Genomic DNA, 26848 nt, shown 5'->3' on the forward strand with positions numbered 1-26848 from the left:
GCTACCGCACCGCGAGCAGGTGCTCCATCGCCAACTGGTCCAGCCGCTCGAACGCCATCGACCGCTCAGCCGCCGCGGTCACGTCGAACTCCTCGTACGCACCCTTGTCCGCGAGGAGTTCCGCCAGGCCCTCGCCCGCCGTGGGCTGCGCGAGTTGGTCCAGCCGGGAGTCGAGCAGCGCCTGCTGGACCGCCGGGTCCGCCCGGAAGGCCGCCGCGCGGTCCTTGAGGATCAGGTAGTTGCGCATGCAGCCGGCCGCCGACTCCCACACGCCGTCGATCCCGTCCGTGCGCACGGGCTTGAAGTCGAAGTGCCGCGGGCCCTCGTAACCCGCCGTCTCCAGGAGATCGACCAGCCAGAACGCCTGGCGCAGGTCGCCCGCGCCGAAGCGGAAGTCCTGGTCGTACTTGATGCCGGTCTGGCCGTTCAGGTCGATGTGGAAGAGCTTGCCCGCCCACAGGGCCTGCGCGATGCCGTGCGGGAAGTTGAGCCCGGCCATCTGCTCGTGGCCCGTCTCCGGGTTGACGCCGACCAGTTCGGGGCGCTCCAGGCGCTCGATGAACGCGAGCGCGTGGCCGATGGTCGGCAGCAGGATGTCGCCGCGCGGCTCGTTGGGCTTGGGCTCGATGGCGAAGCGCAGGTCGTAGCCCTTCTCGACGACGTACTCGCCCAGCAGGTCGAAGGCCTCCTTCATCCGGTCGAGCGCCACCCGGACGTCCTTGGCGCCGCCGGACTCCGCGCCCTCCCGGCCGCCCCACGCGACGTAGGTGGTCGCGCCGAGCTCGACGGCCAGATCGATGTTGCGGATGGTCTTGCGCAGCGCGAAACGGCGCACGTCGCGGTCGTTGGCGGTGAAGCCGCCGTCCTTGAAGACGGGGTGCGTGAAGAGGTTGGTGGTCGCCATCGGCACCTTCATGCCGGTCGCGTCCAGCGCCTGCCGGAACCGCTTGACGATGGCGTCCCGCTCGCTGTCCTTCGCCCCGAACGGGATCAGGTCGTCGTCGTGGAACGTCACCCCGTGCGCGCCGAGATCGGCCAGCCTGCGCACCGACTCGACCGGGTCCAGGGCGGGCCTGGTGGCGTCACCGAAGGGGTCACGGCCCTGCCAGCCGACGGTCCACAGTCCGAAGGTGAACCTGTCGTCGGGGGTGGGGGAGTAGCGGTCCGCCATGGCCGGCACCTCTGTCCTCGCTCGATTTGTTTTCTGGCATTACTAATACTGCACGAGTTGACCGGTGCTGACCAGGACCGAGTACCGCACACCACCCGCCGACCGGATTTGTTCTCGGTACGATCAAAAGCCGTCCCCTCTGTGGAACGGTCCCGTGAACAGGTTCCGTGGAGCGGCCCCGTGAAACAGGCTCCGAGGAGCGGACCCGCAGTCCCCGCGAACAGAGAGATCAGCGATGGCATCCAGTGCGCACCCTCCCGTCGTCATCGGCGTGGACAGCTCCACCCAGTCCACGAAGGCCGCCGTCGTCGACCGCGAGACCGGCCGCATCCTGGGCACCGGCCGCGCCCCGCACACCGTCACCGGCGCCGACGGGGCCCGCGAGAGCGACCCCGGGCAGTGGTGGCACGCCCTCGCCGAAGCCGTGTCCGCCGGGCTCAAGGAGGCGGGCGTACGGGCCGCGGACGTCACCGCGATCGCCGTCGCGGGCCAGCAGCACGGCCTGGTTTCCCTGGACGCGGCAGGCCGTCCGGTCCGCCCCGCCGTCCTGTGGAACGACACCAGGTCAGCCCCGCAGGCCGCCGCACTCACCGAGGTGTACGGCGCCGACGGGTGGCTGGCCCGTACCGGATCGGTGCCCGTCGCCTCCATCACCGCGACCACCTGGCAGTGGCTGCGGGAGAGTGAGCCGTCCGCCGCCTCCGCCACGGCCGCCCTGCGCCTTCCGCACGACTACCTCACCGAACGCCTCGCGGGCGTCGCCGTCACCGACCCTGGCGACGCCTCGGGCACCGGCTGGTACTCCACGGCCACCGGCTCGTACGACCGGGAGATCCTCCAACTCCTGCACATCGAGGAGGAGATGCTGCCGGAGGTCGCGCGCACCGGCGCCACCCGCGCCGGCGCCCTCACCGCCGCGGCGGCAACCGCGCTCGGCCTGCCCGCCGGCATCGCCGTCGCCGCGGGAACCGGCGACAACATGGCCGCCGCCGTCGGCCTCGGCCTCGGCACCGAGGGGCTCCTCGACCACCCGGTCGTCTCGCTCGGCACCTCGGGCACCGTCTTCGCCGCCACCCGCGCCCGCCCCGCCAGCCCCGGCATCAACGGGTTCGCCGCGGCCGACGGCGCGTACCTCCCGCTGGGCTGCACCCTCAACTGCACCCTCGCCGTCGACAAGGTCGCCGAGCTGCTGCGGCTCGACCGCGAGGACGCAGTCCCCGGTGGCGCCGCCGTGCTCCTCCCCTACCTCGACGGCGAACGCACCCCCGACCTCCCGGCCGCCGCCGGCCTGCTGACCGGTCTGCGGCACGCCACCACCGCCCAGCAACTCCTGGGCGCCGCCTACGAGGGCGCCGCCTTCACCGTGCTCCGCGCCCTCGACGAACTCCTCGCCGCGTGCGGCGCCGACCCGCACGCCCCCGGTGCCGCGACGCGTCCGCTGCGGCTCATCGGCGGCGGTGCCAAGGGCCGTACGTGGGTGGAGACCGTGCGCCGCCTCTCCGGCCGGCCCGTGCTGCTGCCCGCCGCGACCGAACTGGTCGCCCTGGGCGCCGCCGCACTGGCCGCAGGCGCCGTCACCGAGGCGGACCCGGTCGCCGTCGCCACCTCCTGGGGTGCTGCCGAGGCCGTGGAACTGCCACCGGTGGAAAGGGACTTGGCCGCCTGGAACCGTATCGAGGACGTACTCGGGGAGCACCTGCTGGCCCCGGCGGCCCGCCGCGGTGCGAAGCTGGAGCCATGATTCCTCTCGTGCTGGTCGTTCTCCTGGTGGCCGCCGTCGGCGGGTGCGTGTGCGTGGTGTGGGCCGAGCGCGGCGGCCCCCGCTGGGCCCGCGCGGTCGCGGCCCTGACGCTGGGCGCGGGGCGCATGCTGCGCGGCGCCGGGAAGAACGACCGGAGGCGGTCCGTCGGCGGGTCGGGCGACGGCGCCGAATAGCGCGGTGCTGCGGGTCCGCCCCACCCCGCGTGCCTGAGGCACCGGCAGCCGTCGCCGCGCGAGGGCTGGTAGCGATGGGCAGGATGAGGTAGATACGAGTGGGTAGAACCGGTCGGTAGCCGTACCGGCCCATTGCGGCGGTACGGCGTCGTCCGGGTCCTTGATCCCGACTCGCGGCGAGGTGAGCCTCATGTCCGCACCACACGCATCCGACGCACCGCACGGCCCGAAGACCGACGTCACCGGCCCCAAAGTTTCCGAACGTGAGGCCCGGCAGGTCGCCGAGGCGGCCCGAGAGCAGGACTGGCGCAAGCCCAGCTTCGCCAAGGAGCTCTTCCTCGGCCGTTTCCGCCTCGACCTCATCCACCCGCACCCGATGCCGCCGACCGAGGACAGCGAGCGCGGCGAGGCCTTCCTCGCCGAGCTCCGGACGTTCTGCGAGAGCAGGATCGACGGCGCGCGGATCGAGCGCGAGGCCCGTATCCCCGACGAGACGGTGCGCGGGCTCAAGGAACTCGGCGCGCTCGGCATGAAGATCGACCGCAAGTACGGCGGCCTGGGACTCACCCAGGTGTACTACAACAAGGCGCTCGCCCTGGTCGGCTCCGCCAGCCCCGCGATCGGCGCGCTGCTCTCCGCCCATCAGTCCATCGGCGTACCGCAGCCGCTCAAGTTGTTCGGCACCCAGGAGCAGAGGGACACCTTCCTGCCGCGTCTCGCCCGCACCGACATCTCCGCGTTCCTGCTCACCGAGCCGGACGTGGGCTCGGACCCGGCCCGCCTGGCGACCTCCGCGGTGCCGGACGGCGACGACGCGTACATCCTCGACGGCGTGAAGCTGTGGACCACCAACGGGGTCGTCGCCGACCTCCTCGTCGTGATGGCCCGCGTCCCGAGGACCGAACGCGGCAAGGGCGGCATCACCGCGTTCGTCGTCGAGGCGGACTCGCCGGGCGTCACCGTCGAGCACCGCAACACCTTCATGGGCCTGCGCGGTTTGGAGAACGGCGTCACCCGCTTCCACCAGGTGCGCGTCCCGGCGGCCAACCGGATCGGTCCTGAGGGGGCCGGGCTCAAGATCGCGCTCACCACGCTCAACACCGGGCGGCTCTCCCTGCCCGCCATGTGCGTCGGCGCGGGCAAGTGGTGCCTGAAGATCGCCCGCGAGTGGTCGGCGGTGCGCGAGCAGTGGGGCAAGCCGGTCGCGCACCACGAGGCGGTCGGGGCGAAGATCTCCTTCATCGCCGCCACCACCTTCGCCCTCGAAGCCGTGCTCGACCTGTCCTCGCAGATGGCCGACGAGGACCGCAACGACATCCGGATCGAGGCGGCGCTCGCCAAGCTGTACGGGTCCGAGATGGCGTGGCTGATGGCCGACGAGCTGGTGCAGATCAGGGGCGGGCGCGGCTTCGAGACCGCCGACTCCCTGGCCGCCCGCGGCGAACGCGCAGTACCGGCCGAGCAGATCCTCCGCGACCTGCGCATCAACCGGATCTTCGAGGGCTCCACCGAGATCATGCATCTGCTGATCGCCCGCGAGGCGGTCGATGCCCACCTCAAGGTGGCAGGGGACCTGATCGACCCCGACAAGACCCTCGGTGACAAGGCTCGGGCAGGCGCACAGGCCACCGGCTTCTACGCGCGCTGGCTGCCCAAGCTGGTCACCGGACCGGGGCAACTGCCGCGCAGTTACGGCGAGTTCCACCCGGCCGGCCACCCCGACCTGTCCGGGCACCTGCGTTACGTCGAGCGCACCTCCCGCAAACTGGCCCGCTCCACCTTCTACGCGATGTCCCGCTGGCAGGGCCGGATGGAGACCAAGCAGGGCTTCCTCGGCCGGATCGTCGACATCGGCGCCGAACTGTTCGCCATGAGCGCGGCCTGCGTACGGGCGGAACTCCTGCGCTCCACCGAGGAGTACGGCCGCGAGGCGTACCAGCTCGCCGACGCCTTCTGCCACCAGTCCCGCATCCGTACCGAGGAACTCCTGGGCAGGCTCTGGAGCAACACCGACGACCTCGACCGCAAGGTCGTCAAGGGCGTCCTCTCCGGCACCTACACCTGGCTGGAACAGGGCATCGTCGACCCCAGCGGTGACGGACCGTGGATCGCCGACGCGACACCGGGCCCGGCCAAGGAGGACAACGTGCACCGCCCGATCCGCTGACGCCCCCCGGAGCACGCCGGTCCCGGAACCGCTGACAGCGCGACTTCCCGTGCCCCACGATGAGCACATGAACAAGGGGTACGGGAAGAAGCACTCGGCGCTGCGAACGATCCTGGCGGTGGTGTCCTGCACCGCCGCCCTGACGGCATGCGGCGGCCCCGCCGAGCCCGCCGCCGGCGCCGACGGCAAGCCGGGCGCCGCTCCCGCGCCCCTGTCCCAGGCCGCCCTCACCGCGCGCGCCCTCGCTCCCGGCGCCGCGGTCGGCCCGTACCGCACCGGTGAATTCACCGTCTCCGGGGGCCCGTTGAGCGACGACTACACCGCCGCTCCGGCCTTCTGCCAGCCCCTCGTCGGGGTGCGCGCGACCCGCGGCGGTCCCACCGCCCAGGTCCACCGCCGGCTCACCGACCCGGCGAAACCCCAGGGCGCCGACGTCGCCGTGCAGTTGCGCAGCTACGCGCCGGGGCGGGCGGCCGTCGTGCTGGCCGACCTGCGCGCCGCGGGGCGCAGGTGCGCCGGCGGGTTCGCCGAGCTGCGCGGGGGGCCGGCCAGGGGGACGTACACCGCGGTGGGGAGTGTGCCCGCCCCGCCGGGGATCGGCGACGAGGCGCAGGCGTTCCGGCTCACGCTGCTGGACGGCGAGGGCGGCACCCCGTCGTACGAATACCTCACCGTCGTGCGGTCCGGGGCGAGTGTGCTCTCCTTCCGGGCGCAGGCCCTCCAGGACGGGGACCTCGGCGGTGTGCCGAGGGAGATCGTGGACGCGCAGTGGGAGAAATTCAGCTGACGGACACCGGGAAGGGGGAATCGGCCGGCTTCCTGTTCCTCCCGGCGGCCGGGGCAGGCCAGGAAGGCGGCGCGGGCCCGGGAGACCGCCAGGACGACGGCCACCTGCGGTTCCGTGCCCCCGGCACGGACACCGGGCACGCCGTTGTCGCCCGCCGCCCCGCCGCCGGGGGCGCCGGCGCCGCACAACGAGCGGGGGCGCGCTGTCCACAGGCCTCCGCGCGCGGGACACAATGGGGGGATGACCGACAGTCCAGCCCCTCTCGCCGACCCGCACCTCCGCTACGGAGCCGTGACCGAAGGCCCGCGCGACGTCGTGGTCCTCGGCTCCACCGGGTCGATCGGCACCCAGGCCATCGACCTGGTGCTGCGCAACCCCGACCGCTTCCGGATCACCGCGCTGTCCGCGGCCGGCTCCCAGGTGGACCTGCTCGCCGACCAGGCGCGGCAGCTGAAGGTCCGCACCGTGGCGGTGGCCCGCGAGGAGGCCGTGCCCGCCCTGCGCGAGGCACTGCGCGCGAGGTACGGCACGGAGCCGCTCCCGGAGGTCCTGGCCGGCCCCGACGCCGCCACCGACCTCGCCGCGTCCGACTGTCACACCGTTCTCAACGGCATCACCGGTTCCATCGGTCTCGCGCCCACGCTCGCCGCCCTGGAAGCGGGCCGCACCCTGGCGCTCGCGAACAAGGAATCGCTGATCGTCGGCGGCCCCCTGGTCAAGGCGCTCGCGAAGCCCGGCCAGATCATCCCGGTCGACTCCGAGCACGCCGCGCTCTTCCAGGCGCTGGCCGGCGGCAAGCGCAGCGACGTGCGCAAGCTGGTCGTCACCGCCTCCGGCGGCCCCTTCCGCGGCCGTACGAGGGCCGAGCTGGCGCACGTGACTCGCGAGGACGCCCTCGCCCACCCCACCTGGGCGATGGGCCCCGTGATCACCGTCAACTCCGCGACCCTCGTCAACAAGGGCCTGGAGGTCATCGAGGCGCACCTCCTCTACGACATCCCCTTCGAGCGCATCGAGGTGGTCGTCCACCCGCAGTCCTACGTGCACTCCATGGTGGAGTTCGTGGACGGCTCCACCCTCGCCCAGGCCACCCCGCCCGACATGCGAGGCCCGATCGCGCTCGGTATCGGCTGGCCCGAACGGGTACCCGACGCGGCCCCCGCCTTCGACTGGACCAAGGCGTCCACCTGGGAGTTCTTCCCGCTGGACACCGAGGCCTTCCCCTCCGTGGGACTCGCCCGTCAGGTCGGAACGCTCGCGGGCACGGCCCCGGCGGTGTTCAATGCCGCGAACGAGGAATGCGTGGACGCGTTCCTCGCGGGACGGCTGCCGTTCACAGGAATCGTGGATACGGTCGCCGAGGTGGTCGCCGAACACGGCAAGCCGGTGTCGGGAACCTCCCTGACGGTCGCGGACGTCCTGGAAGCAGAATCCTGGGCGCGCACCCGCGCCCGCGAACTGGCACGCAAGAAGTCGGCGAGCGTCACGACCGCCCGCCCGGCGCAGACAGCAGAGACGGCGGAGGCCCGCGCATGACGTCCATCCTGTTGACGGTCCTCGGGATAGTCATCTTCTTCGTCGGGCTGCTCATCTCCATCGCCCTGCACGAACTCGGGCACCTCTCGTTCGCCAAGCTGTTCGGCGTCCGGGTGCCCCAGTACATGGTCGGCTTCGGCCCCACCGTCTGGTCGAGGAAGCGGGGCGAGACCGAGTACGGCATCAAGGCCATCCCGCTCGGCGGCTACATCCGGATGATCGGCATGTTCCCGCCCGGCGCCGACGGCCGGATAGAGGCCCGCTCCACCTCGCCGTGGCGCGGCATGATCGAGGACGCCCGCTCGGCGGCGTACGAGGAACTCCAGCCGGGCGACGAGTCGCGGCTGCTCTACACGCGCAAGCCGTGGAAGCGCTTCGTCGTGATGTTCGCCGGCCCCTTCATGAACCTGATCGTCGCGTTCGTGCTCTTCCTCGGCGTGTTCATGGTGATCGGGCAGAACAAGCAGACCACCACCGTCGACAACGTCGTGCCGTGCGTGGTCTCGCAGAGCGAGAACCGCGAGTGCAGGGCCGCCGACCCGCCGTCGCCCGCCCAGGCGGCCGGGCTCCGCAAGGGCGACAAGATCGTCGCCTTCCAGGGCAGGGCCGTGCCCGACTGGGCGGCCCTCTCCGACCGCATCCGAGAGTCCAAGGGCCAGGTCAGCATCACCGTCGAGCGCGACGGCGCGCAGAAGGTCCTCACCACCAAGGTGCTGACCAACAAGGTCCTGGCCAAGGACTCCGACGGCAACCCGATCAAGGACCAGTACGTCGAGGCCGGCTACCTCGGCTTCGGCCCCTCCGCCGCCGTCACCCCGCTCACCTTCGGCGAGTCCATCGACCAGATGGGCACCATGTTCAAGTCCGGCGTGGACTCCCTCGTCGCGCTGCCCTCCAAGGTCCCCGACCTGTGGAACGCGGCGTTCAACGGGGAGGAGCGCAAGGCCGACTCCCCGATGGGCGTCGTCGGAGCGGCCCGCGTCGGCGGCGAGATCATGGGGCTGGGCCTGCCCACCGACACCACCATCGGCTTCATGCTGACGCTCGTGGCGGGCTTCAACCTCTCGCTCTTCCTGTTCAACATGCTGCCGCTGCTCCCGCTGGACGGCGGGCACATGGCGGGAGCCCTGTGGGAGTCGCTGCGCCGGAACCTGGCCAAGGTCTTCAAGCGGCCAGACCCGGGCCCCTTCGACGTCGCGAAGCTCATGCCGGTCGCGTACGTCGTCGCGGGCCTGTTCATCTGCTTCACGGCACTGGTGCTGATTGCGGACGTGGTGAATCCCGTCCGTATCTCCTGACCCGTCGGTGCCCCCCGGAAACCGGCGCCCCACGGGGGCGCCGGTTTCTGCTCTCCAATGAGTGGATTTGTCGACGGGGTGTATTCCGGTCTTTCCCGGTGACGTACGCTCGAAGACCGACAGACCGGAGCCCGCCGATCGTCCCGGGACCTAGATCCACACTTGGGGTTGCACAGCAGATGACTGCAATTTCTCTCGGAATGCCCGCCGTTCCGACGAAGCTCGCCGACCGGAGGGTCAGCCGCAAGATCCAGGTCGGTACCGTCGCGGTCGGCGGGGACGCACCCGTGTCGGTGCAGTCGATGACGACCACCCGTACGTCCGACATCGGCGCGACGCTCCAGCAGATCGCCGAACTCACCGCGTCCGGCTGCCAGATCGTCCGTGTCGCCTGCCCGACGCAGGACGACGCCGACGCCCTCGCCACGATCGCGCGCAAGTCGCAGATCCCGGTGATCGCCGACATCCACTTCCAGCCGAAGTACGTCTTCGCCGCCATCGACGCGGGCTGCGCGGCGGTCCGGGTCAACCCCGGCAACATCAAGCAGTTCGACGACAAGGTGAAGGAGATCGCGCACGCGGCGCGCGACACCGGCACCCCGATCCGGATCGGCGTCAACGCGGGCTCCCTCGACGCCCGGCTGCTGAAGAAGTACGGCAAGGCCACCCCGGAGGCCCTCGTCGAGTCCGCCCTGTGGGAGGCCTCCCTCTTCGAGGAGCACGGCTTCGGCGACATCAAGATCTCGGTCAAGCACAACGACCCGGTCGTGATGGTCAACGCCTACCGCCAGCTCGCCGCCCAGTGCGACTACCCGCTGCACCTCGGCGTCACCGAGGCGGGCCCGGCCTTCCAGGGCACCATCAAGTCCGCCGTCGCCTTCGGCGCGCTGCTCTCCGAGGGCATCGGCGACACCATCCGCGTCTCCCTCTCGGCCCCGCCGGTCGAGGAGATCAAGGTCGGCCTGCAGATCCTGGAGTCCCTCAACCTCAAGCCGCGCCGCCTGGAGATCGTCTCCTGCCCGTCCTGCGGGCGTGCCCAGGTGGACGTCTACAAGCTCGCCGAGGAGGTCACGGCCGGGCTCGAAGGCATGGAGGTGCCGCTGCGCGTCGCCGTCATGGGCTGTGTCGTCAACGGCCCCGGCGAGGCCCGCGAGGCCGACCTCGGCGTCGCCTCGGGCAACGGCAAGGGCCAGATCTTCGTCAAGGGCGAGGTCATCAAGACCGTCCCCGAGTCGAAGATCGTCGAGACCCTCATCGAAGAGGCGATGAAGATCGCCGAGCAGATGGAGCGCGACGGCATCGCCTCCGGCGAGCCCGAGGTCTCCGTCAGCTGACCCGTACGCCCGCCGGGTCGGCTCTCCGTCCCGCCCGGCGAGCCGGAGGTCTGCGCCGGCTGACCCGTACGCCCGCCGTACGTGGCCGTGCTCTGCGCCGGCCGGCCCGCCCCCGCTGTCCGAAACCCCGTCTCCGGCCCAACCGTCGCAGGCGGGGTCCTTCGATCCGGCTGGGCGCTTTCGAACGCGCCGGGTACAGTTCGGAGATCAGCGATCCGTACGGTGAGGCCCTCTACGTGTTGACGACGACCAACTGCCGCGTCCTCGCCCCCGGCGATCTGGGCGAGGCCCTCGCCCTGCTGGAGAGCGAGCCCGTCAACAACGCGTTCGTCGCCTCCCGGGTACAGGTCGCCGGGCTCGACCCCTGGCGCCTCGGCGGCGAGATGTGGGGCTGGTACGAGGACGGCAAGCTGCGCAGCCTGTGTTACTCGGGAGCCAACCTCGTCCCGATCTGCGCCACCCCCGACGCCGTCCGCGCCTTCGCCGAACGCGCCCGCCGCACCGGTCGCCGCTGCTCCTCCATCGTCGGCCCCGCCGAGGCCACCGCCCAGCTCTGGCGGCTCCTCGAACCGGGCTGGGGCCCCGCCCGCGACGTCCGGACCAACCAGCCGGTGATGGTCACGCAGACGCTCCCGCCCGACATCACGCCCGACCCGCTCGTCCGCCGGATCCGCAAGGACGAGATGGAGACGATCATGCCGGCGTGCGTGGCGATGTTCACCGAGGAGGTCGGCGTCTCCCCGATGGCGGGCGACGGCGGCCTGCTCTACCAGGCCCGCGTCGCCGAACTGGTCGCCGCGGGCCGCTCGTTCGCCAGGACGGAGAACGGCAAGGTCGTCTTCAAGGCCGAGATCGGCGCCGCCACCCCCGCCGCCTGCCAGATCCAGGGCGTCTGGGTCGCACCCGAACACCGGGGGCGCGGTCTCTCCGTCACCGGCATGGCCGCCGTGCTGCGCTACGCGCTCGCCGACGTCGCCCCCGTCGTCAGCCTCTACGTCAACGACTTCAACGCCCCGGCGCGGGCGTCGTACCGGCGGGTGGGCTTTCGCGAGGTCGGCGCGTTCATGAGCGTCCTGTTCTGAGAACGGTGCGGCTAGGGTTCGCCCATGACGGATGACGTACGGGTCGGCCCCCTGGACCTCGCCGCGCACGTGGACGAGGCGCTCGCCGTGCAGGCGCTCGCCTTCGGTCTCGGCCCGGACGAGGTGGGCGTACGGCGCCACATCGTCCTGCGGCACGTGACCAACCCGGGCGCGCGCGCACTGGGCGCGACCACGCGTGAGGGCCGGCTGGCCGGCTTCGTGTACGGGATGCCGAACGACCGCACCCACTGGTGGTCGACGGTCGTCGAGCCGTATCTGCACCGCACCGGACAGGACGGGTGGCTCGACCACTCCTTCGTCATCACGGAGCTGCACGTCCATCCGGACTTCCAGGCCAGGGGCATCGGCCGCGCCCTGATCACCGCGATCACCGACACCGCGTCCGAACCGCGCTCGATCCTCTCCGCGATCGACATCGAGAGCCCGGCACGGCGTCTCTACCGCTCGCTCGGCTATGTCGACCTGGCCCAGCAGGTGCTCTTCCCGAGCGCGCCGAGGCCGTACGCCGTGATGGGGGCACCGCTGCCGCTGGCGCGCAAGGCGTAGGGGCCCGGGGTGGGCGGCGAAGAACCGATTTCCGCCCGCCCCCACCCCCCGGCTAACCTCCTGACATCACCCTTCCGAGCAGGAGTTCACCATGGCCCAGGTCCAGCGCATGTCCCGTTTGATGGTCAAGACATTGCGTGACGACCCGGCGGACGCAGAGACCCTCAGCCACAAGCTGCTGGTCCGCGCCGGATACGTGCGCCGCAACGCCGCCGGCATCTGGACCTGGCTGCCCCTCGGCAAGAAGGTCCTGGACAACATCTCGCGCGTGGTGCGCGAGGAGATGGACGCCATCGGCGCCCAGGAGGTGCTGCTCCCCGCCCTCCTGCCCAAGGAGGCGTACGAGGCCTCCGGCCGCTGGGAGGAGTACGGCGACCTCCTCTTCCGCCTCAAGGACCGCAAGGGCGCCGACTACCTCCTGGGCCCCACCCACGAGGAGATCTTCACCCAGACGGTCAAGGACCAGTGCACGTCCTACAAGGACCTGCCGGTGATGCTCTACCAGATCCAGACCAAGTACCGCGACGAGGCCCGTCCCCGTTCCGGTGTGCTGCGCGGCCGTGAGTTCCAGATGAAGGACTCGTACTCCTTCGACACGACGGACGAGGGTCTGGCGGAGTCGTACCGCCTGCACCGCGAGGCGTACATCAAGATCTTCAACCGGCTCGGCCTGGACCACCGCATCGTGTCCGCCGTATCCGGCGCCATGGGCGGCTCGGCCTCGGAGGAGTTCCTGGCCCCGGCCGCCGCCGGTGAGGACACCTTCGCCGACTGCCCGAAGTGCGACTACGCCGCGAACACCGAGGCCGTCACCTTCGAGCTCAAGGCGGTCGACGGCTCGGCCCTCCCCGCCGCCGAGGACATCGACACCCCCGACACCCCCACCATCGAGACCCTCGCCGCCCAGCTCGGCGTCGACGCCTCCGCGACCCTGAAGAACCTCCTGGTCAAGGTGGACGGCGAGATCGTCGCCGTCGGCGTCCCCGGCGACCGCGAGGTCGACCTCGGCAAGCTGGGCGAGCACCTCGCCCCGGCCCTCGTCGAACTGGTCACCGCCGAGGACTTCGAGGGCCGCGACGACCTCGTACGGGGCTACGTCGGCCCGCAGGGCCTGGCCAAGGTCCGCTACATCGCCGACCCCCGCGTCGCCCCCGGCACCGCCTGGATCACCGGCGCCAACAAGGTCGACACCCACGCCAAGAACGTCGTCGCGGGACGCGACTTCGAGGTGGACGACTACCTCGACGTGGTCGTCGTCGAAGAGGGCGACCCGTGCCCCCGCTGTGGCACCGGCCTCAAGCTGGACCGCGCCATCGAGATCGGCCACATCTTCCAGCTCGGCCGCAAGTACGCCGACACGTTCTCCCTGGACGTGCTGGGCCAGCAGGGCAAGCCGGTCCGCGTGACCATGGGTTCGTACGGCATCGGCGTCTCCCGCGCCGTGGCGGCCCTCGCCGAGCAGTCCGCCGACGACAAGGGCCTTTGCTGGCCCGCCGAGATCGCCCCGGCCGACGTGCACGTCGTCGCGGCGGGCAAGGCGCTCCAGACGGAGCTGGCCGTCGAGGTCGCCGAGAAGCTCGGACAGGCCGGGCTGCGCGTGCTGGTCGACGAGCGCCCCGGCGTCTCGCCCGGCGTGAAGTTCACCGACTCCGAGCTGATCGGCGTCCCGAAGATCCTCGTCGCGGGCCGCAGGGCCGCCGACGGCGTCCTGGAGCTGAAGGACCGCCGCACCGGGGAGCGCGAGGAGCTGACGGTGGACGAGGCGATCGCCCGCCTGACGGCCTGACGGCCTGATACGTACGGTTCGAGCGCCGGGCCCCGTACTCCTTCGCGGAGTACGGGGCCCAGCCCCTGCCGGGGAGCCGGGGCGGTTGAGTGCCCGCAGGTGCGTCGTGGCTGCTCGCGCAGTTCCCCGCGCCCCTGAAGGGGCGCAGTTTCCCGCGCCCCTGAAGGCGGCCCCGGGCCGCCCCGGGGAGCCGGCTACAGCCAGCTGGCGAACTCCAGGAGCATCTCGCCGTCCTGCTTGCGCCCCGCCGCCATCGCCCGTACCCCCGACTCGACCGCGCGGAACAGCGTCCAGCCGTGCAGCCGCGCCCGGTCCACGTCCAGGGAGTCGGCGAGGCGGTTGACCCGGCGCCGGGTGGCGGGGGAGCCCGCCGCGGTCGCGATCTGGTCGTCGATACGGTCCCTGACCAGTCGCGCCAGGTCGTACGCGCGCTCGCCCACCAGCGGATCGGGGCCGACCGCCAGCCACGGCGCGCGGTCGCCGCCGAGCACCTTGCCCTGCCGGAAGTTGCCGTGCAGCAGGAGGAGTTCGGAGCCCGAGGCCACCAGCTCGTCCCGCGCCGCGAGGGCCGCGTCGACCAGCGGGGCCAGCTCGGCGGGAGCCTCCCGCATGGCCGCCGTCTGCCGCGCGGTACGCGCCTCGGCGGTCTCGAAGGGGTGGTCCGCCGCCGGCTCGACCCACAGCTTCCGTACCACCCCCGCCGCCTCCAGCAGCGCCTTCGCCTCCGGGAGCGAGCGCAGCGACACCTCGCAGTGCAGCCGCTCCAGCAGCAGCGCCCCGTCCTCGGCGGCCGGGTCCTCGGCGAGCTGCACCGCGCCCCAGCCGTTCCAGTGGGCCAGGGCCGCCCGCTCCCGCTCCGGGTGGGCGGCCGAGGGGGCGAGCTTGAGCGCGCCCTGGGCGCCGTCGGGGCGGCGCACCAGCACCACCATGCTGCTCCGGCCGCCCGGCGCCTGCACCCGCTCGACCGTCAACTCCCGGGCAGCCACGGCCTCCTGGGCCAGCGCCGGCACCCGCCCCAGCCAGTCGGCGGCAGCCGCTTCCCCCTGCGCCTCGCCCAGAGCCTTCACCAGACGCCCAGACGGTTCGAAAGCCATAGGTGGGGTGTTCTCCTTCGATTCGTAAGGCTCACACGCCTTCGCGTACCGAAGTGGTCAGTTCGGCGAGCCCAGGAAAGGCTACGCTCCTGCCCCGCCAGCGGACGGCCCGCACCGCCGCCTCGCGCAGCGCCCCGGCCGCCTCCCGCCGCAACGGCCCCTCCACGGCGCGCACCAGGTCGGCGTAGACCCCGGCCACCCGGTCCTCCAGGACGGCGGCGAGCTGCGCCGCGGTCGCCGGGTCCGGCACCGGGAACGGCAGCGCGTACGCGGCCTCCGCGACCGCGGGCCTGCTGCCCAGGTCGTGCACCGTGCGGGCCAGTGCGTCGCGCCTCGCGCGGTGCGCGTCGTACGCCTCGCGGGCCTCGCCGCGCCGGTCGGCGCCGATCCGGCCGCCCACCACCCCGTAGCCGTAGACCGCCGCGTGCTCGGCGGCGAGTGCGGCCTGCACCGCGGTCAGCGTCACTTCCGGTCCCCGTCCGTCAGCAGGTACACGTGCACGGCGCCCGCGGCGGCCACCGAGGCCAGCAGCCTGGCCAGCTCCGGGGTGGCCCGGACCACCGCGGCCAGGTGGGTGTCCGAGGCCCGCTGCGCCGCGTCGGCCAGGTCCCGTACCGCCGCGTCCCGCTCGGCCGGCACGGTCACCGGCGCGGTCCCGGGCGCGGCCCGGCCCGTGCCGCGCAGCACCTTCGCCTGCCGGGCGACCTCGGCGCGCAGCGGTGCCAGCCGGTCGGCCTCGCCGGGGTGCTTCTTCAGCACGGCGTCGTAGTGGGCCAGCAGGTCGTTGCTCGTACGCGCCGCGCCCTGACGCAGGCGCAGCGCCGCCTGCCGCAGGACCGGGCTGTGCTCCGTACCCAAGGAGCCGGCCGAGCTGTCGCCGTCCGAGCAGCCGGCCAGCAGGCCCGCCGCGGCGGCCCCGCTCCAGGCCAGCGCACGTCTGCGAGTGGTGGGCGTGCGCACTGTGTCCGTCTCCCTCGGTTCCCGGGTGATCACCGCAGGCGAGCGTACCCGCGCCGGGTCCGGGACGGACGGCAACACCCCTTCGGACCGGATACCCTTTGACCTGACACAGACGAAACAGACAACAGCACACGCGGCCGAGGAGTCACCCGGATGAGCACCACCCAGAGCGACAGGCTGCGCGAACTGCTGGAACCGCTGGTCGCCGCGAAGGACCTGGATCTGGAAGAGATCGAGGTGTCCCGGGCAGGCCGGCGCCGCATGCTGCGGATCGTCGTGGACTCCGAACAGGGCGTCGAGCTCGACGCGTGCGCCGAGGTCAGCCGCGCCATCTCGGAGAAGCTCGACGAGAGCGACGCGATGGGCGACGAGGAGTACGTCCTCGAAGTGAGCTCCCCGGGCGCGGACCGCCCGCTCTCGGCCCACCGCCACTACGTACGGGCCACCGGCCGCCTCGCGAAGCTGACGCTGGGCGACGGCGCCGAGCTCGTCGCGCGGATCCTCGCCGTGGACGAGGACGGGCTGGACCTGGAAGTGCCGGGTGTGAAGGGGCGCAGGCCCACCGCCCGCCGGGTGGAATTCGCCGACATCGCCAAGGCGCGGGTCGAGGTCGAGTTCAACCGCAAGGACAGAGACGCAGAAGCAGACGCAGACGTGAACGACGAGAACGACGAGAAGGAAGAGGAGGCGTAGCCGTGGACATCGACATGAGCGCCCTGCGGGGTCTGGTACGGGAGAAGGAGATCTCCTTCGAGGTACTGGTCGAGGCGATCGAGCAGGCGCTCCTCATCGCCTACCACCGCACCGAGGGCAGTTTCCGCCGGGCCCGCGTGAAGCTCGACCGCGAGAGCGGCTCGATCACCGTGTGGGCGAAGGAGGACCCGGCGGACCTGGAGGAGGGCCAGGAGCCGAAGGAGTTCGACGACACCCCCGACGACTTCGGCCGGATCGCCGCCAGCACCGCCAAGCAGGTCATCCTGCAGCGGCTGCGGGACGCCGAGGACGACCAGACCTTCGGCGAGTACGCCGGCATCGAGGGCGACGTCGTCGTCGGTGTGGTCCAGCAGGGCAAGGACCCGAAGAACGTGCTGGTCGACATCGGCAAGCTGGAGGCCATCCTGCCGGTGCAGGAGCAGGTCCCCGGCGAGGAGTACACGCACGGCCTGCGCCTGCGCACCTTCGTCGTCCGCGTCGCCAAGGGGGTGCGCGGTCCGTCCGTGACCCTCTCGCGCACGCACCCCAACCTGGTGAAGAAGCTGTTCGCGCTGGAGGTCCCGGAGATCGCCGACGGGTCGGTGACCATCGAGGCCATCGCCCGCGAGGCCGGCCACCGCACCAAGATCGCGGTCCGCTCCACGCGCTCGGGCATCAACCCCAAGGGCGCCTGCATCGGCCCGATGGGCAGCCGTGTGCGCAATGTCATGGCGGAGCTGCACGGCGAGAAGATCGACATCGTCGACTGGTCCGACGACCCGGCCGAGATGGTCGCCAACGCGCTGTCCCCGGCCCGGGTCTCCAAGGTCGAGGTCGTCGACATGTCGACCCGCTCGGCCCGGGTGACCGTGCCGGACTACCAGCTCTCGCTCGCCATCGGCAAGGAGGGCCAGAACGCCCGCCTGGCCGCCCGCCTCACCGGTTGGCGCATCGACATCCGCCCCGACACCGAGGAGCTCGGCGAGGGCGAGGAGCCGGGTGAGTACCGCCGTGACAGCGGTGAGGCCCGGGAGCGCGGGAACGACCGCGGCTGAGCGGGCCGCAGGTGATGGTGTGTGCCCGGGTGAGACCCGGGCCACATCGGTTTTTGGACCAACGGGTGTTCGATTCTTGCCCCAAAGGGGTGAGGTCGGTGCGGGGAGGTAGACTTAGCCGTGTCTGGCCAAACGCATACCAACGCATGCCCTGAGCGAACCTGTGTGGGTTGCCGGGAGCGAGCGGCCAAGAGCGATCTGCTGCGCATCGTGGTGGTCGAGGGTGAATGTGTCCCCGATCCTCGCGGTACGCTGCCCGGCCGGGGTGCTTACGTACACCCCGCCTCTGCCTGTTACGCCCTGGCGGTCCGCCGCCGGGCGTTTCCCCGGGCCTTTCGGGGCCAGGGTCCGTTCGACACCGCGCCACTGGAGAAATACGTGGCGCGGTACGCGGAGCAGGCGACACCGTAAGACGTAACAAACGAACGGCACGGGTCCCCGTGCGGTCAGGTACCTCGCGAGTTGGAAGTAGGTCGAGATTGCGATGAGCACTCGATGAGTACGCGATGAGTACGCCCATGAAGTAGCGACGGTCCGGCGTTCAACCCGGACCTAAAAGGAGCGAAGTGGCTAAGGTCCGGGTATACGAACTCGCCAAGGAGTTCGGTGTTGAGAGCAAGGTCGTCATGGCCAAGCTCCAAGAACTTGGTGAATTCGTCCGTTCGGCGTCCTCGACGATCGAGGCGCCGGTTGTACGCAAGTTGACTGACGCACTGCAGGGTCCCGGCGGCAACGCCGGCAAGTCCGCAGCAAAGCCCGGCGCGCCCCGCAAGGCGACGCCGGCCAGGCCCGCGGCACCGTCCGCGGCGACCCCGGCACCGGCGGCGGGCCCCCGCCCCGGCGCCCCCAAGCCCGGCGCACCGGCCCCCAAGCCGGCCGCCGCCGAGGCACCCAAGAGCGAGCCCACGGCCCCCGCCGCGACCCCGGCCCCGGCCGCCGGTCCGCGTCCGGGCCCCAAGCCCGCGGCGGCCAAGCCGGCCCCGGTCACCCCGGTGCCGCAGGCCGACTTCTCCGCGCCCCCCGCGCCGGCCCAGAACGCTGCCCCGGCAGCGCCCCCGGCCGCGCGTCCCGCAGGCGCCACCCCCGGCCCGCGTCCGGCCCGTCCGGCCCCGGCCCAGCGTGACGGCGGCCAGCAGGGCGGCCAGCGCGACAACCGTGGCGGCGAGCGCGGCGGCGACCGCCCCGCACGTCCGGCCGGCCAGGGCGCCCCGCGCCCCGGAGGTGCCCGTCCCTCGGGTCCCCGTCCCGGCAACAACCCCTTCACCTCCGGCGGTTCCACCGGCATGGCGCGCCCGCAGGCGCCCCGTCCCGGTGGCGCTCCCCGGCCCGGCGGTGCCGGTGCTCCCGGTGGCGCCCCGCGCCCGCAGGGCGGCCCCGGCGGCGCTCCGCGTCCGCAGGGCGGCCAGGGCGGCGCAGGCCGTCCGAGCCCCGGTGGCATGCCCCGCCCGCAGGGTGGCGCACGTCCCAACGCCGGTGGCCCCGGCGGTGCTCCCAGCGGTAACCGCCCGAACCCGGGCATGATGCCGCAGCGTCCGGCTGCCGGTCCCCGTCCTGGTGGCGGTCCCGGTGGCGGCGGTCGCGGTCCGGGTGGCGGCGCAGGCCGTCCGGGTGGCGGCGGCGGTCGTCCCGGTGGCGGCGGCGGCTTCGCCGGTCGTCCCGGTGGTGGCGGCGGCGGCTTCGCCGGCCGTCCGGCCGGTCCCGGTGGCGGTGGCGGCGGTTTCGCCGGTCGTCCCGGTGGCGGCGGCGGTCGTCCCGGCTTCGCCGGTCGTCCGGGTGGTCCCAACGCACGTGGTGGCACGCAGGGCGCCTTCGGCCGCCCCGGCGGTCCCGCGCGTCGCGGTCGCAAGTCGAAGCGTCAGAGGCGCCAGGAGTACGAGGCCATGCAGGCCCCGTCCGTGGGCGGCGTGATGCTGCCCCGCGGCAACGGACAGACCGTCCGCCTGTCGCGCGGTGCCTCGCTCACCGACTTCGCCGAGAAGATCAACGCCAACCCGGCGTCGCTCGTCGGCGTGATGATGAACCTCGGCGAGATGGTCACTGCCACGCAGTCCGTCTCCGACGAAACGCTCAAGCTGCTCGCGGACGAGATGAACTTCATCCTCGAGATCGTCAGCCCGGAGGAGGAGGACCGAGAGCTTCTCGAGTCCTTCGACATCGAGTTCGGCGAGGACGAGGGCGGCGAGGACATGCTCGTCTCCCGTCCGCCGGTCGTGACCGTCATGGGTCACGTCGACCACGGCAAGACCCGCCTCCTGGACGCGATCCGCAAGACGAACGTCGTTGCGGGCGAGGCCGGTGGCATCACGCAGCACATCGGTGCGTACCAGGTCGCCACCGAGGTCAACGGTGAAGAGCGCGCCATCACCTTCATCGACACCCCCGGTCACGAGGCGTTCACCGCCATGCGTGCCCGTGGTGCGAAGTCCACCGACATCGCGATCCTCGTGGTCGCGGCCAACGACGGTGTGATGCCGCAGACGATCGAGGCGCTCAACCACGCCAAGGCCGCCGGTGTCCCGATCGTCGTCGCGGTCAACAAGATCGACGTCGAGGGTGCCGACCCGACCAAGGTGCGCGGTCAGCTCACCGAGTTCGGTCTGGTGGCCGAGGAGTACGGCGGCGACACGATGTTCGTCGACATCTCCGCCCGTCAGAGCCTCAACATCGAGGCCCTGCTGGAGGCCGTGGTCCTCACGGCCGACGCTTCGCTCGACCTCCGGGCGAACGCGGAGATGGACGCACAGGGCATCGCGATCGAGGCCCACCTCGACAAGGGCCGTGGTGCTGTCGCCACCGTCCTCGTCCAGCGCGGAACGCTGCGCGTCGGCGACACGATGGTCGCGGGCGACGCTTACGGCCGTGTGCGCGCCATGCTCGACGACAACGGCAACAACGTGCAGGAAGCGGGTCCCTCGACCCCCGTCCTGGTGCTGGGTCTCACCAACGTCCCCGGCGCCGGCGACAACTTCCTCGTCGTCGAGGAGGACCGCACGGCCCGGCAGATCGCCGAGAAGCGTGCCGCCCGCGAGCGGAACGCGGCGTTCGCCCGCCGTGGCGTCAGGTTCTCCCTGGAGAACCTGGACGAGGCCCTCAAGGCCGGTCTCGTGCAGGACCTCAACATCATCATCAAGGGTGACGCGTCCGGTTCGGTGGAGGCCCTCGAGTCCTCGCTGCTCCAGCTCGACGTCTCCGACGAGGTCGACATCCGCGTCCTGCACCGTGGTGTGGGTGCGGTCACCGAGTCCGACATCGACCTGGCGACGGGTTCCGACGCCATCGTCATCGGATTCAACGTCCGTGCGGCCGGCCGTGCTCAGCAGATGGCCGAGCGCGAGGGCGTCGACGTCCGCTACTACTCGGTGATCTACCAGGCCATCGAGGAGATCGAAGCAGCGCTCAAGGGCATGCTCAAGCCGGAGTACGAGGAGGTCGAGCTCGGTACCGCGGAGATCCGCGAGATCTTCCGCTCGTCCAAGCTCGGCAACATCGCGGGTGTGCTCATCCGCTCCGGCGAGGTCAAGCGCAACACCAAGGCGCGCCTCGTCCGCGACGGCAAGGTCATCGCCGAGGACCTCAACATCCAGGGTCTGCGCCGCTTCAAGGACGACGTCACCGAGATCCGCGAAGGGTTCGAGGGCGGTATCAACCTCGGCAACTTCAACGACATCAGGGTCGACGACGTCATCGCGACGTACGAGATGCGGGAGAAGCCGCGCGGCTGACAGCTGCGCAGCGACACCGTGCACCTGGGGCTGAGCCCCTGATGGACAGTGGTCGGGGCCGCTCGGCGGAGATTATTTCCGTCGAGCGGCCCCGGCCGTTGCGTGTACGGTTCTGGTGTCCCTGCCAAGCAGTGGCAGCGGCACATGAACCCGAACCGGCGGGACATCCGGACACACATGTATGTGGGGACCCTGTCCTTCGACCTCCTGCTCGGCGACGTACGGTCGCTGAAGGAGAAACGCTCCGTGGTGCGGCCGATCATCGCCGAACTGCACCGCAAGTTCGCGGTCAGCGTGGCGGAGGTGGGGAACATGGACCTGCACCGCAGGGCCGAGATCGGACTCGCGGTGGTGTCCGGCGACACGGGGCACATTGACGACGTACTCAGCCGGTGCGAGCGCATGGTCGCCGCCAGGCCAGAGGTGGAGCTGCTGTCGGTACGGCGGCGGCTGCACAGTGACGAAGACTGAGCAAGAACACACAAGGAGAAGGACCAGTGGCCGACAACGCTCGGGCGAAGAAGCTGGCGGACCTCATTCAGCAGGTCGTCGCCGAGAAGCTCCTGCGCGGGGTCAAGGACCCGCGTCTGGGGACGCACGTGACGATCACGGACACCCGCGTCACCGGTGACCTGCGGGAGGCCACGGTCTTCTACACGGTGTACGGCGACGACGAGGACCGTGCCAACGCGGCGGCGGGGCTGCAGAGCGCCAAGGGCGTCCTGCGCTCGGCGGTCGGGCAGGCGGCGGGCACCAAGTTCACGCCGACCCTGACCTTCGTGGCGGACGCGCTCCCGGAGAACGCCAAGACGATCGAGGACCTCCTCGACAAGGCGCGGGCCACCGACGCCAAGGTGCGCGAGACCTCTTCCGGCGCGAAGTTCGCCGGCGAGGCCGACCCGTACAAGAAGCCCGGTGACGACGACGAGGACGACGCCGCCGTATGAGCAATGCTCCAACGAAGACGCCGGACGGCCTTGTCATCGTCGACAAGCCGTCCGGCTTCACTTCGCACGACGTCGTCGCCAAGATGCGCGGGATCGCCAGGACCCGCCGGGTCGGCCACGCCGGCACGCTCGACCCGATGGCGACGGGGGTCCTGGTCCTCGGCGTCGAGAAGGCGACCAAGCTGCTCGGCCACCTCGCGCTGACCGAGAAGGAGTACCTGGGCACCGTCCGGCTCGGCCAGGACACCGTCACGGACGACGCCGAGGGCGACATCATCAGCTCCACCGACGCCTCGGCGGTGACCCGCGAGGGCATCGACGCGGGCGTCGCCGCGCTGTCCGGCGCGATCATGCAGGTGCCGTCCAAGGTCAGCGCCATCAAGATCGACGGCAAGCGTTCGTACAAGCGGGCCCGCGAGGGCGAGGACTTCGAGATCCCGGCGCGTCCGGTGACCGTCTCCTCCTTCCAGGTGTACGACGTGCGCCCGGCGGTCGCCGAGGACGGCACGCCCGTGGTGGACCTGGTGGTCTCCGTGGTCTGCTCGTCCGGCACCTACATCCGCGCCCTCGCGCGCGACCTGGGCGCGGGCCTGGGCGTCGGCGGCCACCTCACCGCGCTGCGCCGCACCCGGGTGGGCCCCTACGGACTGGACGCGGCGCGCACCCTGGACAAGCACCAGGAGGAACTGGCCGTGATGCCGATCGCGGACGCGGCGGCGGCGGCCTTCCCGCGCTGGGACGTCGACGAGAGGCGGGCCGCTCTGATCATGAACGGCGTCCGCATCGAGATGCCGGCGCACGAGCGCAGCCCGGTGGCCGTCTACGGACCCGACGGGCGCTTCCTGGCGCTGGTCGAGGACCAGCGCGGCAAGGCCAAGAGCCTGGCCGTCTTCGGCTGACCGGGTACCCCCCCCGGCGGGGGCGCTCGGAGTGAATACGGGGAGTGACAGGGGGCGCTTTCGTCAGGCGTTCTTCTGCGGCTGATCATCCTCTGCCTACGGTCGTGGGCAGGGGGTGATCTTCCATGGCGGCGGACGACGGGACCCGGCCCGGGGCGGGAGCCGCCGACGGCACGGGTGCCGGCGCCCGCGCCGCGGCGCCCGCCCCGCCGGTCGTCCTGGTGCGGATCTGCGACCTGGCCGGCCGGGTGCGCGGCACCGGCTTCGTCGCCGACGACCTGGGCACGGTGGTCACCAGCCACGAGTGCGTCGACGGGCTGACCCGGCTGGCCCTGCACGCCCCCGGGGGCGGGACCTGTCTTGCCGGAGCCGACGCCATCACCCCGCTGCCGGAGTCCGGCCTCGCGCTCGTACGCACCGAGGGGCTCGGCGTGCCCCCGCTGCCGGTGACCGGGCGGACCCGGATCGCGGCCGGGACGTACGTTCGGCTGGCCGCCGGCGGGTGGCGGGAGGGACGGGTGCTGGGGGCGGCGCCCGTGACGTACACGGCGACCGACCGCTACCACCTCCTGGACGCCGCCATGGAACTGGCGACGGGAACGGCCGGGAGCGACGCGCTGCGCCTCGGCGGCGGCGCGGCCGGGGGGCCGGTGCTGGACGCGCAGAGCGGGGCGGTACTGGCGGTGCTCGCCACCGCGCTGCTTCCCCGGACGCTCCGTCCCGCCGAGCCGGGGGACGCGCCCCGGGCGCCCCGCGCGGCCGGTTACGCGGTGCCGCTCACCGACGCCGGGAACGCTCCGGGAAGCCCCTTGCGGGAGCTGCTGCGGCGGAACGCCGCGTGCGTGCCCGCGTACGGGGAGGACCTGAACCTGGCGGGGGCCCTCCAGCTCACCGCCACGTCGCTGGGGTCCGCCGGTGGGCCGGACAGCTGGCAGGACCCGGTCGAACGCGGCGCGCTGGTGCGGGAGTTCGCGCGGTTCACGGACCCCGCGCAGCCGGCGGGCGGCGCCGCGGTGCTCGCCCTGGTGGGCGCGCCGGGGACCGGCAGGACCACCGAGCTCACCGCGCTGGCCGCACGGCGGGCACGCGGGGCCGCGCCCGCGCCGACGGTGTGGCTGCGCGGGGCCGATCTGCGGGACGCCGACACCTCGGTGGCGGACGCGGTGGGCCGGGCGCTGGGCCGCGCGGGGCGGATCGTCGCCGCGTCGGGGGCCCTCGGCGACATGGGCGCGGCCACGCCGGAGCGGGTGGCGCGCCTGGCCCGGGACGCCGGCCGCCCCCTGCTCGTACTCCTGGACGGGCCGGAGGAGATGCCGCCCCGGCTCGCCCACCGGCTCCGGCAGTGGACGGCGGGGACGGCTGCCTGGCTGCGGGCGTGCGGCGCGCGGCTGGTGGTCGCGTGCAGGCCGGAGCACTGGGAGCAGGCCGGAGCGCTCTACCCGCCGGAAATCCTGTATCCGGCGCGGACCGAGCGGCTGCCCCCGGCAGTGCTCATCGGCGATCTGGACGGGACGGAGGCGGCCTGCGCCCGGGAGCGTTACGGCATCGAGGACGGGGCCCTCGCCGAGATGGACGCCCGGCATCCGCTGACGCTGCGGCTGCTCGCCGAGGTCCGGGCCGCGCTGCCTGCCGGCGGCGCCCCGGGCTGCCCCACCCGGGAGGAGGTGTTCGAGGCACACCTGGGACTCGTCTGTCTGCGGATCGCGGTACGGGTGGCTGCCGCCGGACGCCCGGCCCCGCGGGGCAGCGCGGTGCGGCGGCTGGCGGCCGAGGTCTCGGGCCGGGTGCACGAGGCGGCGCGGCGCTGCCTGGGCCCCGGCCAGGGAGAGCTGGCCAGGGACGCCTTCGAGGAGATCTTCCCGTGGCGTACGGGCTGGGCGTCGGCGGTACTGACGGAGGGTGTGCTGGTACCGGCGGGAGCCGGCTACCGGTTCGCGCACGAGGAGGTGGCGGACTGGGTGCAGGGCGCGCACCTGGACCTGACGGAGGCGCTGGGGACGCTGGTGCACAAAGGGGCGGGGAGTTCGGCGGGCGCCTCGGGTGCCGCGCGGGTGCTGCCGGTGCCACGGCACCGGATCGGGCCGGTGATCGAGGCCGTGCTGCTGCTGGGACGCACCGCGGGAGCGGACGCGCTCGCGGTGCGGCTGCGCGGGCTGATCGCTGCGCTGGAGGAGCCGGCGGACGAGGAGGAGGACGCCGACGCCCTGTGGTGGGCCGCCCAGTTGCTCGCGGAGACCCTGCTGCGGGTGCCCGACGCCGACGCGTACGGCGCGGTGCTCCAGGAGCTGGCCGCCGCGGTCACGGCGCGTTCGCTGCGGGCGGGCGGGCCGTCGGGTCTCGGCGGTCTCGGCCGGTTCGGGCCCTGGTTCTGGGAGCGGGTCCGGGTCGGCCACGCCGAGCGGGTCGACCTGCTGCGGGTGCTCGTGCTCGCGGACGGGGCCCCGCGGCCCGCGCCCGCACCGGGCGGCGCGGGGCCCCGGTACCTCGACGCCCTGGTGCGCCTGCTCGTCGCCGACGTGCGCCGCACGCAGGTGCTGCTGTGCGGCTGGTTCACGGACGGGCGGGTGCTGCCGGGGGAGGCCGGGCTCACCGTCGCCGAGGTCGCCCAGGCCGTGCTGCACACCCACCGGGCGCTCGCCGTCGACGACCTCGTGGAGACCCTGGCGCAGGCGGGGCACGCCCGAGCTGACGAGTTGCTGCATGTGCTCGCCGCCGACGAGCCGGCCGCACTGTGCCGCGCCGTCGACCGCTGGGCGCACGACACGAGGGCCGAGCGTCGGGTGGCCGCCGCCTCCTACGGATGCGTGGTGGCCAGGAGCGCGACGCGGGACGCGGACCGGGAACTGCTGCGCTTCGCCGCGCTCGCGCTGCTGGCCAGGCCGGAGGACGTGAGCCTGCACGGGGCGGCGCTGGCACTTCTCGTACGGGATCCGGCGTCGCGGTCGCGGTTCCTGCCGCGCGCCCTGGCCGCGTTCGTCGTCGGGGAACCGCGGGTGCCTGCCGACGCGCTCGTCGCCGCGGCGAGCACCCACCCGGAGCCCGTCCTGGCGGCGCTCGGTACCGCACTGCACGCCGCCGACCCCCGGGGCGGCGAGGTGGTGCGCGCACTGGCGCAGGTGCACCCGCCCGGCCCCGCCGGCCGCGCGGCCGCACTCGTCGACGGCTACGCGGCGCGGTGCCCGGCAGGCGCGGACCACGTGGCGGCCTTCGCCGGCATCCGGCTGGAGAGCGGTCCCGAGGCGCGGGCCGCACTGCGTGCTCAGGTGTGCGGGATGTTGCGGGAGGGCCCGTGGCAGCTGCGGGCGGCGCTGGCGCCGGTGCTCGCGGCGCCGGGGACCGCGGAGTCAGGCGCGCTGCGCGCCGAGCTCCTCGACGTACTCCTGGCCGGGGAGGAGGCACGGGCACGCGCTACGGGGGAGGGGCCCGCCGTGCTGGAGGCGGTGCTCACGGCCGTCGCGCACGGGGCGAGGGGCCGGGCGGGCGAGCGGACCGCGGAGCTGGTGCGACGGGTCGCCCACCTGCTCGTCCGTACGCCCGAAGGCGCCCTGTGCTTCGACCGGCGGCTCGTCGCCCTGGCACGTGAGATGCCCGGTTTCGCCCGGCTGCTCGGCGGGTGGCTGGCCGACGCGCCGGAGCAGTGGGCGGCCCTGGTCGGCCCCAGCTCGCGGCGGACGGTACGGACGCTGGCCGGGGCCGTCCCGCCCCGGCGGGAGGACGGGGGCACCGATGCGGGGCACCGGGCGTGGGCATGGCAGTCTTAGACCTGCGTAAGAGCAGGCTTCGGGGTCCGGCAGGGCCGCCGGGCAGCCCACATC

The 26848-nt window shown here is 72.7% G+C and carries 22 protein-coding genes; 18 read left to right on the plus strand and 4 right to left on the minus strand.

What is annotated here, in order from left to right:
* Position 1: 1 nt before the first annotated feature.
* Positions 2–1171: a xylose isomerase gene (gene xylA / locus ACIQM4_RS24770; protein ID WP_401595486.1), complete on the minus strand. Its 1170-nt coding sequence runs from the start codon at positions 1169–1171 to the stop codon at positions 2–4.
* A gap of 235 nt (positions 1172–1406) precedes the next feature.
* Here xylA and xylB point away from each other — a divergent pair, with 235 nt between their 5' ends.
* From xylB to ACIQM4_RS24820, 10 genes are all read left to right on the plus strand, one after another.
* Positions 1407–2912 carry a xylulokinase gene (gene xylB, locus ACIQM4_RS24775; protein ID WP_401595489.1) on the plus strand — a complete coding sequence of 502 codons (1506 nt, stop codon included), beginning with the start codon at positions 1407–1409 and terminating at the stop codon, positions 2910–2912.
* The gene (locus tag ACIQM4_RS24780) at positions 2909–3106 is read left to right on the plus strand and encodes a hypothetical protein (RefSeq protein ID WP_401595492.1); all 198 of its coding nucleotides are present in this window, start codon (positions 2909–2911) and stop codon (positions 3104–3106) included. The genes xylB and ACIQM4_RS24780 overlap by 4 nt, the downstream gene beginning before the upstream one ends.
* A 190-nt stretch (positions 3107–3296) precedes the next feature.
* Positions 3297–5273, plus strand: a complete 1977-nt coding sequence (locus tag ACIQM4_RS24785) for an acyl-CoA dehydrogenase family protein (RefSeq protein ID WP_401595494.1) — start codon at positions 3297–3299, stop codon at positions 5271–5273.
* Between the two features lie 67 nt (positions 5274–5340).
* A complete protein-coding gene (locus ACIQM4_RS24790) occupies positions 5341–6060 on the plus strand; it encodes a hypothetical protein (RefSeq protein ID WP_401595497.1) in 720 nt (239 codons plus the stop codon).
* Positions 6061–6300: 240 nt separating this feature from the next.
* Positions 6301–7596, plus strand: coding sequence for a 1-deoxy-D-xylulose-5-phosphate reductoisomerase (dxr, locus tag ACIQM4_RS24795; protein WP_401595499.1), 1296 nt, complete (start codon positions 6301–6303; stop codon positions 7594–7596).
* Complete coding sequence (locus ACIQM4_RS24800; protein WP_401595501.1) at positions 7593–8894, plus strand: M50 family metallopeptidase; 1302 nt, start codon at positions 7593–7595, stop codon at positions 8892–8894. Before dxr ends, ACIQM4_RS24800 begins: the two co-directional genes overlap by 4 nt.
* Before the next feature lie 179 nt (positions 8895–9073).
* Positions 9074–10228, plus strand: a complete 1155-nt coding sequence (gene ispG, locus ACIQM4_RS24805) for a flavodoxin-dependent (E)-4-hydroxy-3-methylbut-2-enyl-diphosphate synthase (protein ID WP_401595503.1) — start codon at positions 9074–9076, stop codon at positions 10226–10228.
* Positions 10229–10464: 236 nt separating this feature from the next.
* Positions 10465–11310, plus strand: a complete 846-nt coding sequence (locus ACIQM4_RS24810) for a GNAT family N-acetyltransferase (protein WP_401595506.1) — start codon at positions 10465–10467, stop codon at positions 11308–11310.
* 24 nt (positions 11311–11334) lie between these two features.
* Positions 11335–11877: a GNAT family N-acetyltransferase gene (locus ACIQM4_RS24815; RefSeq protein ID WP_401595509.1), complete on the plus strand. Its 543-nt coding sequence runs from the start codon at positions 11335–11337 to the stop codon at positions 11875–11877.
* Between the two features lie 91 nt (positions 11878–11968).
* Entirely contained in the window at positions 11969–13663 is a 1695-nt protein-coding gene (locus ACIQM4_RS24820; RefSeq protein ID WP_401595512.1) for a proline--tRNA ligase, read from the plus strand.
* A gap of 194 nt (positions 13664–13857) precedes the next feature.
* Here ACIQM4_RS24820 and ACIQM4_RS24825 read toward each other — a convergent pair whose 3' ends face one another.
* From ACIQM4_RS24825 to ACIQM4_RS24835, 3 genes are read right to left on the minus strand one after another with little or no spacing between them, the layout of a single operon-like run.
* The gene (locus tag ACIQM4_RS24825; protein ID WP_401595514.1) at positions 13858–14757 is read right to left on the minus strand and encodes an aminoglycoside phosphotransferase family protein; all 900 of its coding nucleotides are present in this window, start codon (positions 14755–14757) and stop codon (positions 13858–13860) included.
* A gap of 31 nt (positions 14758–14788) precedes the next feature.
* A complete protein-coding gene (locus ACIQM4_RS24830; protein ID WP_401595517.1) occupies positions 14789–15223 on the minus strand; it encodes a ferritin-like domain-containing protein in 435 nt (144 codons plus the stop codon).
* A complete protein-coding gene (locus tag ACIQM4_RS24835; protein WP_401595520.1) occupies positions 15220–15717 on the minus strand; it encodes a hypothetical protein in 498 nt (165 codons plus the stop codon). Before ACIQM4_RS24835 ends, ACIQM4_RS24830 begins: the two co-directional genes overlap by 4 nt.
* A 153-nt stretch (positions 15718–15870) precedes the next feature.
* Between ACIQM4_RS24835 and rimP the strand changes: the two genes are divergently transcribed.
* The 8 genes from rimP to ACIQM4_RS24875 all read left to right on the plus strand — a co-directional run bounded on the left by rimP (position 15871) and on the right by ACIQM4_RS24875 (position 26794).
* Positions 15871–16410, plus strand: a complete 540-nt coding sequence (gene rimP / locus ACIQM4_RS24840) for a ribosome maturation factor RimP (protein WP_401595522.1) — start codon at positions 15871–15873, stop codon at positions 16408–16410.
* Between the two features lie 2 nt (positions 16411–16412).
* The gene (nusA, locus tag ACIQM4_RS24845; protein ID WP_401595525.1) at positions 16413–17465 is read left to right on the plus strand and encodes a transcription termination factor NusA; all 1053 of its coding nucleotides are present in this window, start codon (positions 16413–16415) and stop codon (positions 17463–17465) included.
* Positions 17466–17585: 120 nt separating this feature from the next.
* The gene (locus ACIQM4_RS24850) at positions 17586–17876 is read left to right on the plus strand and encodes a YlxR family protein (RefSeq protein WP_401595527.1); all 291 of its coding nucleotides are present in this window, start codon (positions 17586–17588) and stop codon (positions 17874–17876) included.
* A gap of 155 nt (positions 17877–18031) precedes the next feature.
* Positions 18032–21187, plus strand: coding sequence for a translation initiation factor IF-2 (gene infB, locus ACIQM4_RS24855; RefSeq protein ID WP_401595529.1), 3156 nt, complete (start codon positions 18032–18034; stop codon positions 21185–21187).
* 177 nt (positions 21188–21364) lie between these two features.
* Complete coding sequence (locus ACIQM4_RS24860; protein WP_401595532.1) at positions 21365–21658, plus strand: DUF503 domain-containing protein; 294 nt, start codon at positions 21365–21367, stop codon at positions 21656–21658.
* A gap of 26 nt (positions 21659–21684) precedes the next feature.
* Positions 21685–22134, plus strand: coding sequence for a 30S ribosome-binding factor RbfA (gene rbfA, locus ACIQM4_RS24865; RefSeq protein ID WP_401595535.1), 450 nt, complete (start codon positions 21685–21687; stop codon positions 22132–22134).
* Positions 22131–23033 (plus strand): tRNA pseudouridine(55) synthase TruB, encoded by a 903-nt coding sequence (gene truB, locus ACIQM4_RS24870; protein WP_401595538.1) that lies wholly within the window; start codon positions 22131–22133, stop codon positions 23031–23033. The genes rbfA and truB overlap by 4 nt, the downstream gene beginning before the upstream one ends.
* Positions 23034–23158: 125 nt before the next feature.
* Positions 23159–26794 (plus strand): trypsin-like peptidase domain-containing protein, encoded by a 3636-nt coding sequence (locus ACIQM4_RS24875; protein ID WP_401595540.1) that lies wholly within the window; start codon positions 23159–23161, stop codon positions 26792–26794.
* The last annotated feature ends 54 nt before the right edge of the window (positions 26795–26848 follow it).

The sequence above is a fragment of the Streptomyces sp. NPDC091272 genome (genome assembly GCF_044757485.1).
In the GTDB taxonomy this organism is placed as follows: Bacteria; Actinomycetota; Actinomycetes; order Streptomycetales; family Streptomycetaceae; genus Streptomyces.

Coding starts and splice junctions, on each gene's coding strand:
- xylA (WP_401595486.1), bottom strand. CDS start 1,171: ATGGCGGACCGCTACTCCCCCACCCCCGACGACAGGTTCACCTTCGGA.
- xylB (WP_401595489.1), top strand. CDS start 1,407: ATGGCATCCAGTGCGCACCCTCCCGTCGTCATCGGCGTGGACAGCTCC.
- ACIQM4_RS24780 (WP_401595492.1), top strand. CDS start 2,909: ATGATTCCTCTCGTGCTGGTCGTTCTCCTGGTGGCCGCCGTCGGCGGG.
- ACIQM4_RS24785 (WP_401595494.1), top strand. CDS start 3,297: ATGTCCGCACCACACGCATCCGACGCACCGCACGGCCCGAAGACCGAC.
- ACIQM4_RS24790 (WP_401595497.1), top strand. CDS start 5,341: ATGAACAAGGGGTACGGGAAGAAGCACTCGGCGCTGCGAACGATCCTG.
- dxr (WP_401595499.1), top strand. CDS start 6,301: ATGACCGACAGTCCAGCCCCTCTCGCCGACCCGCACCTCCGCTACGGA.
- ACIQM4_RS24800 (WP_401595501.1), top strand. CDS start 7,593: ATGACGTCCATCCTGTTGACGGTCCTCGGGATAGTCATCTTCTTCGTC.
- ispG (WP_401595503.1), top strand. CDS start 9,074: ATGACTGCAATTTCTCTCGGAATGCCCGCCGTTCCGACGAAGCTCGCC.
- ACIQM4_RS24815 (WP_401595509.1), top strand. CDS start 11,335: ATGACGGATGACGTACGGGTCGGCCCCCTGGACCTCGCCGCGCACGTG.
- ACIQM4_RS24820 (WP_401595512.1), top strand. CDS start 11,969: ATGGCCCAGGTCCAGCGCATGTCCCGTTTGATGGTCAAGACATTGCGT.
- ACIQM4_RS24825 (WP_401595514.1), bottom strand. CDS start 14,757: ATGGCTTTCGAACCGTCTGGGCGTCTGGTGAAGGCTCTGGGCGAGGCG.
- rimP (WP_401595522.1), top strand. CDS start 15,871: ATGAGCACCACCCAGAGCGACAGGCTGCGCGAACTGCTGGAACCGCTG.
- ACIQM4_RS24860 (WP_401595532.1), top strand. CDS start 21,365: ATGTATGTGGGGACCCTGTCCTTCGACCTCCTGCTCGGCGACGTACGG.
- truB (WP_401595538.1), top strand. CDS start 22,131: ATGAGCAATGCTCCAACGAAGACGCCGGACGGCCTTGTCATCGTCGAC.
- ACIQM4_RS24875 (WP_401595540.1), top strand. CDS start 23,159: ATGGCGGCGGACGACGGGACCCGGCCCGGGGCGGGAGCCGCCGACGGC.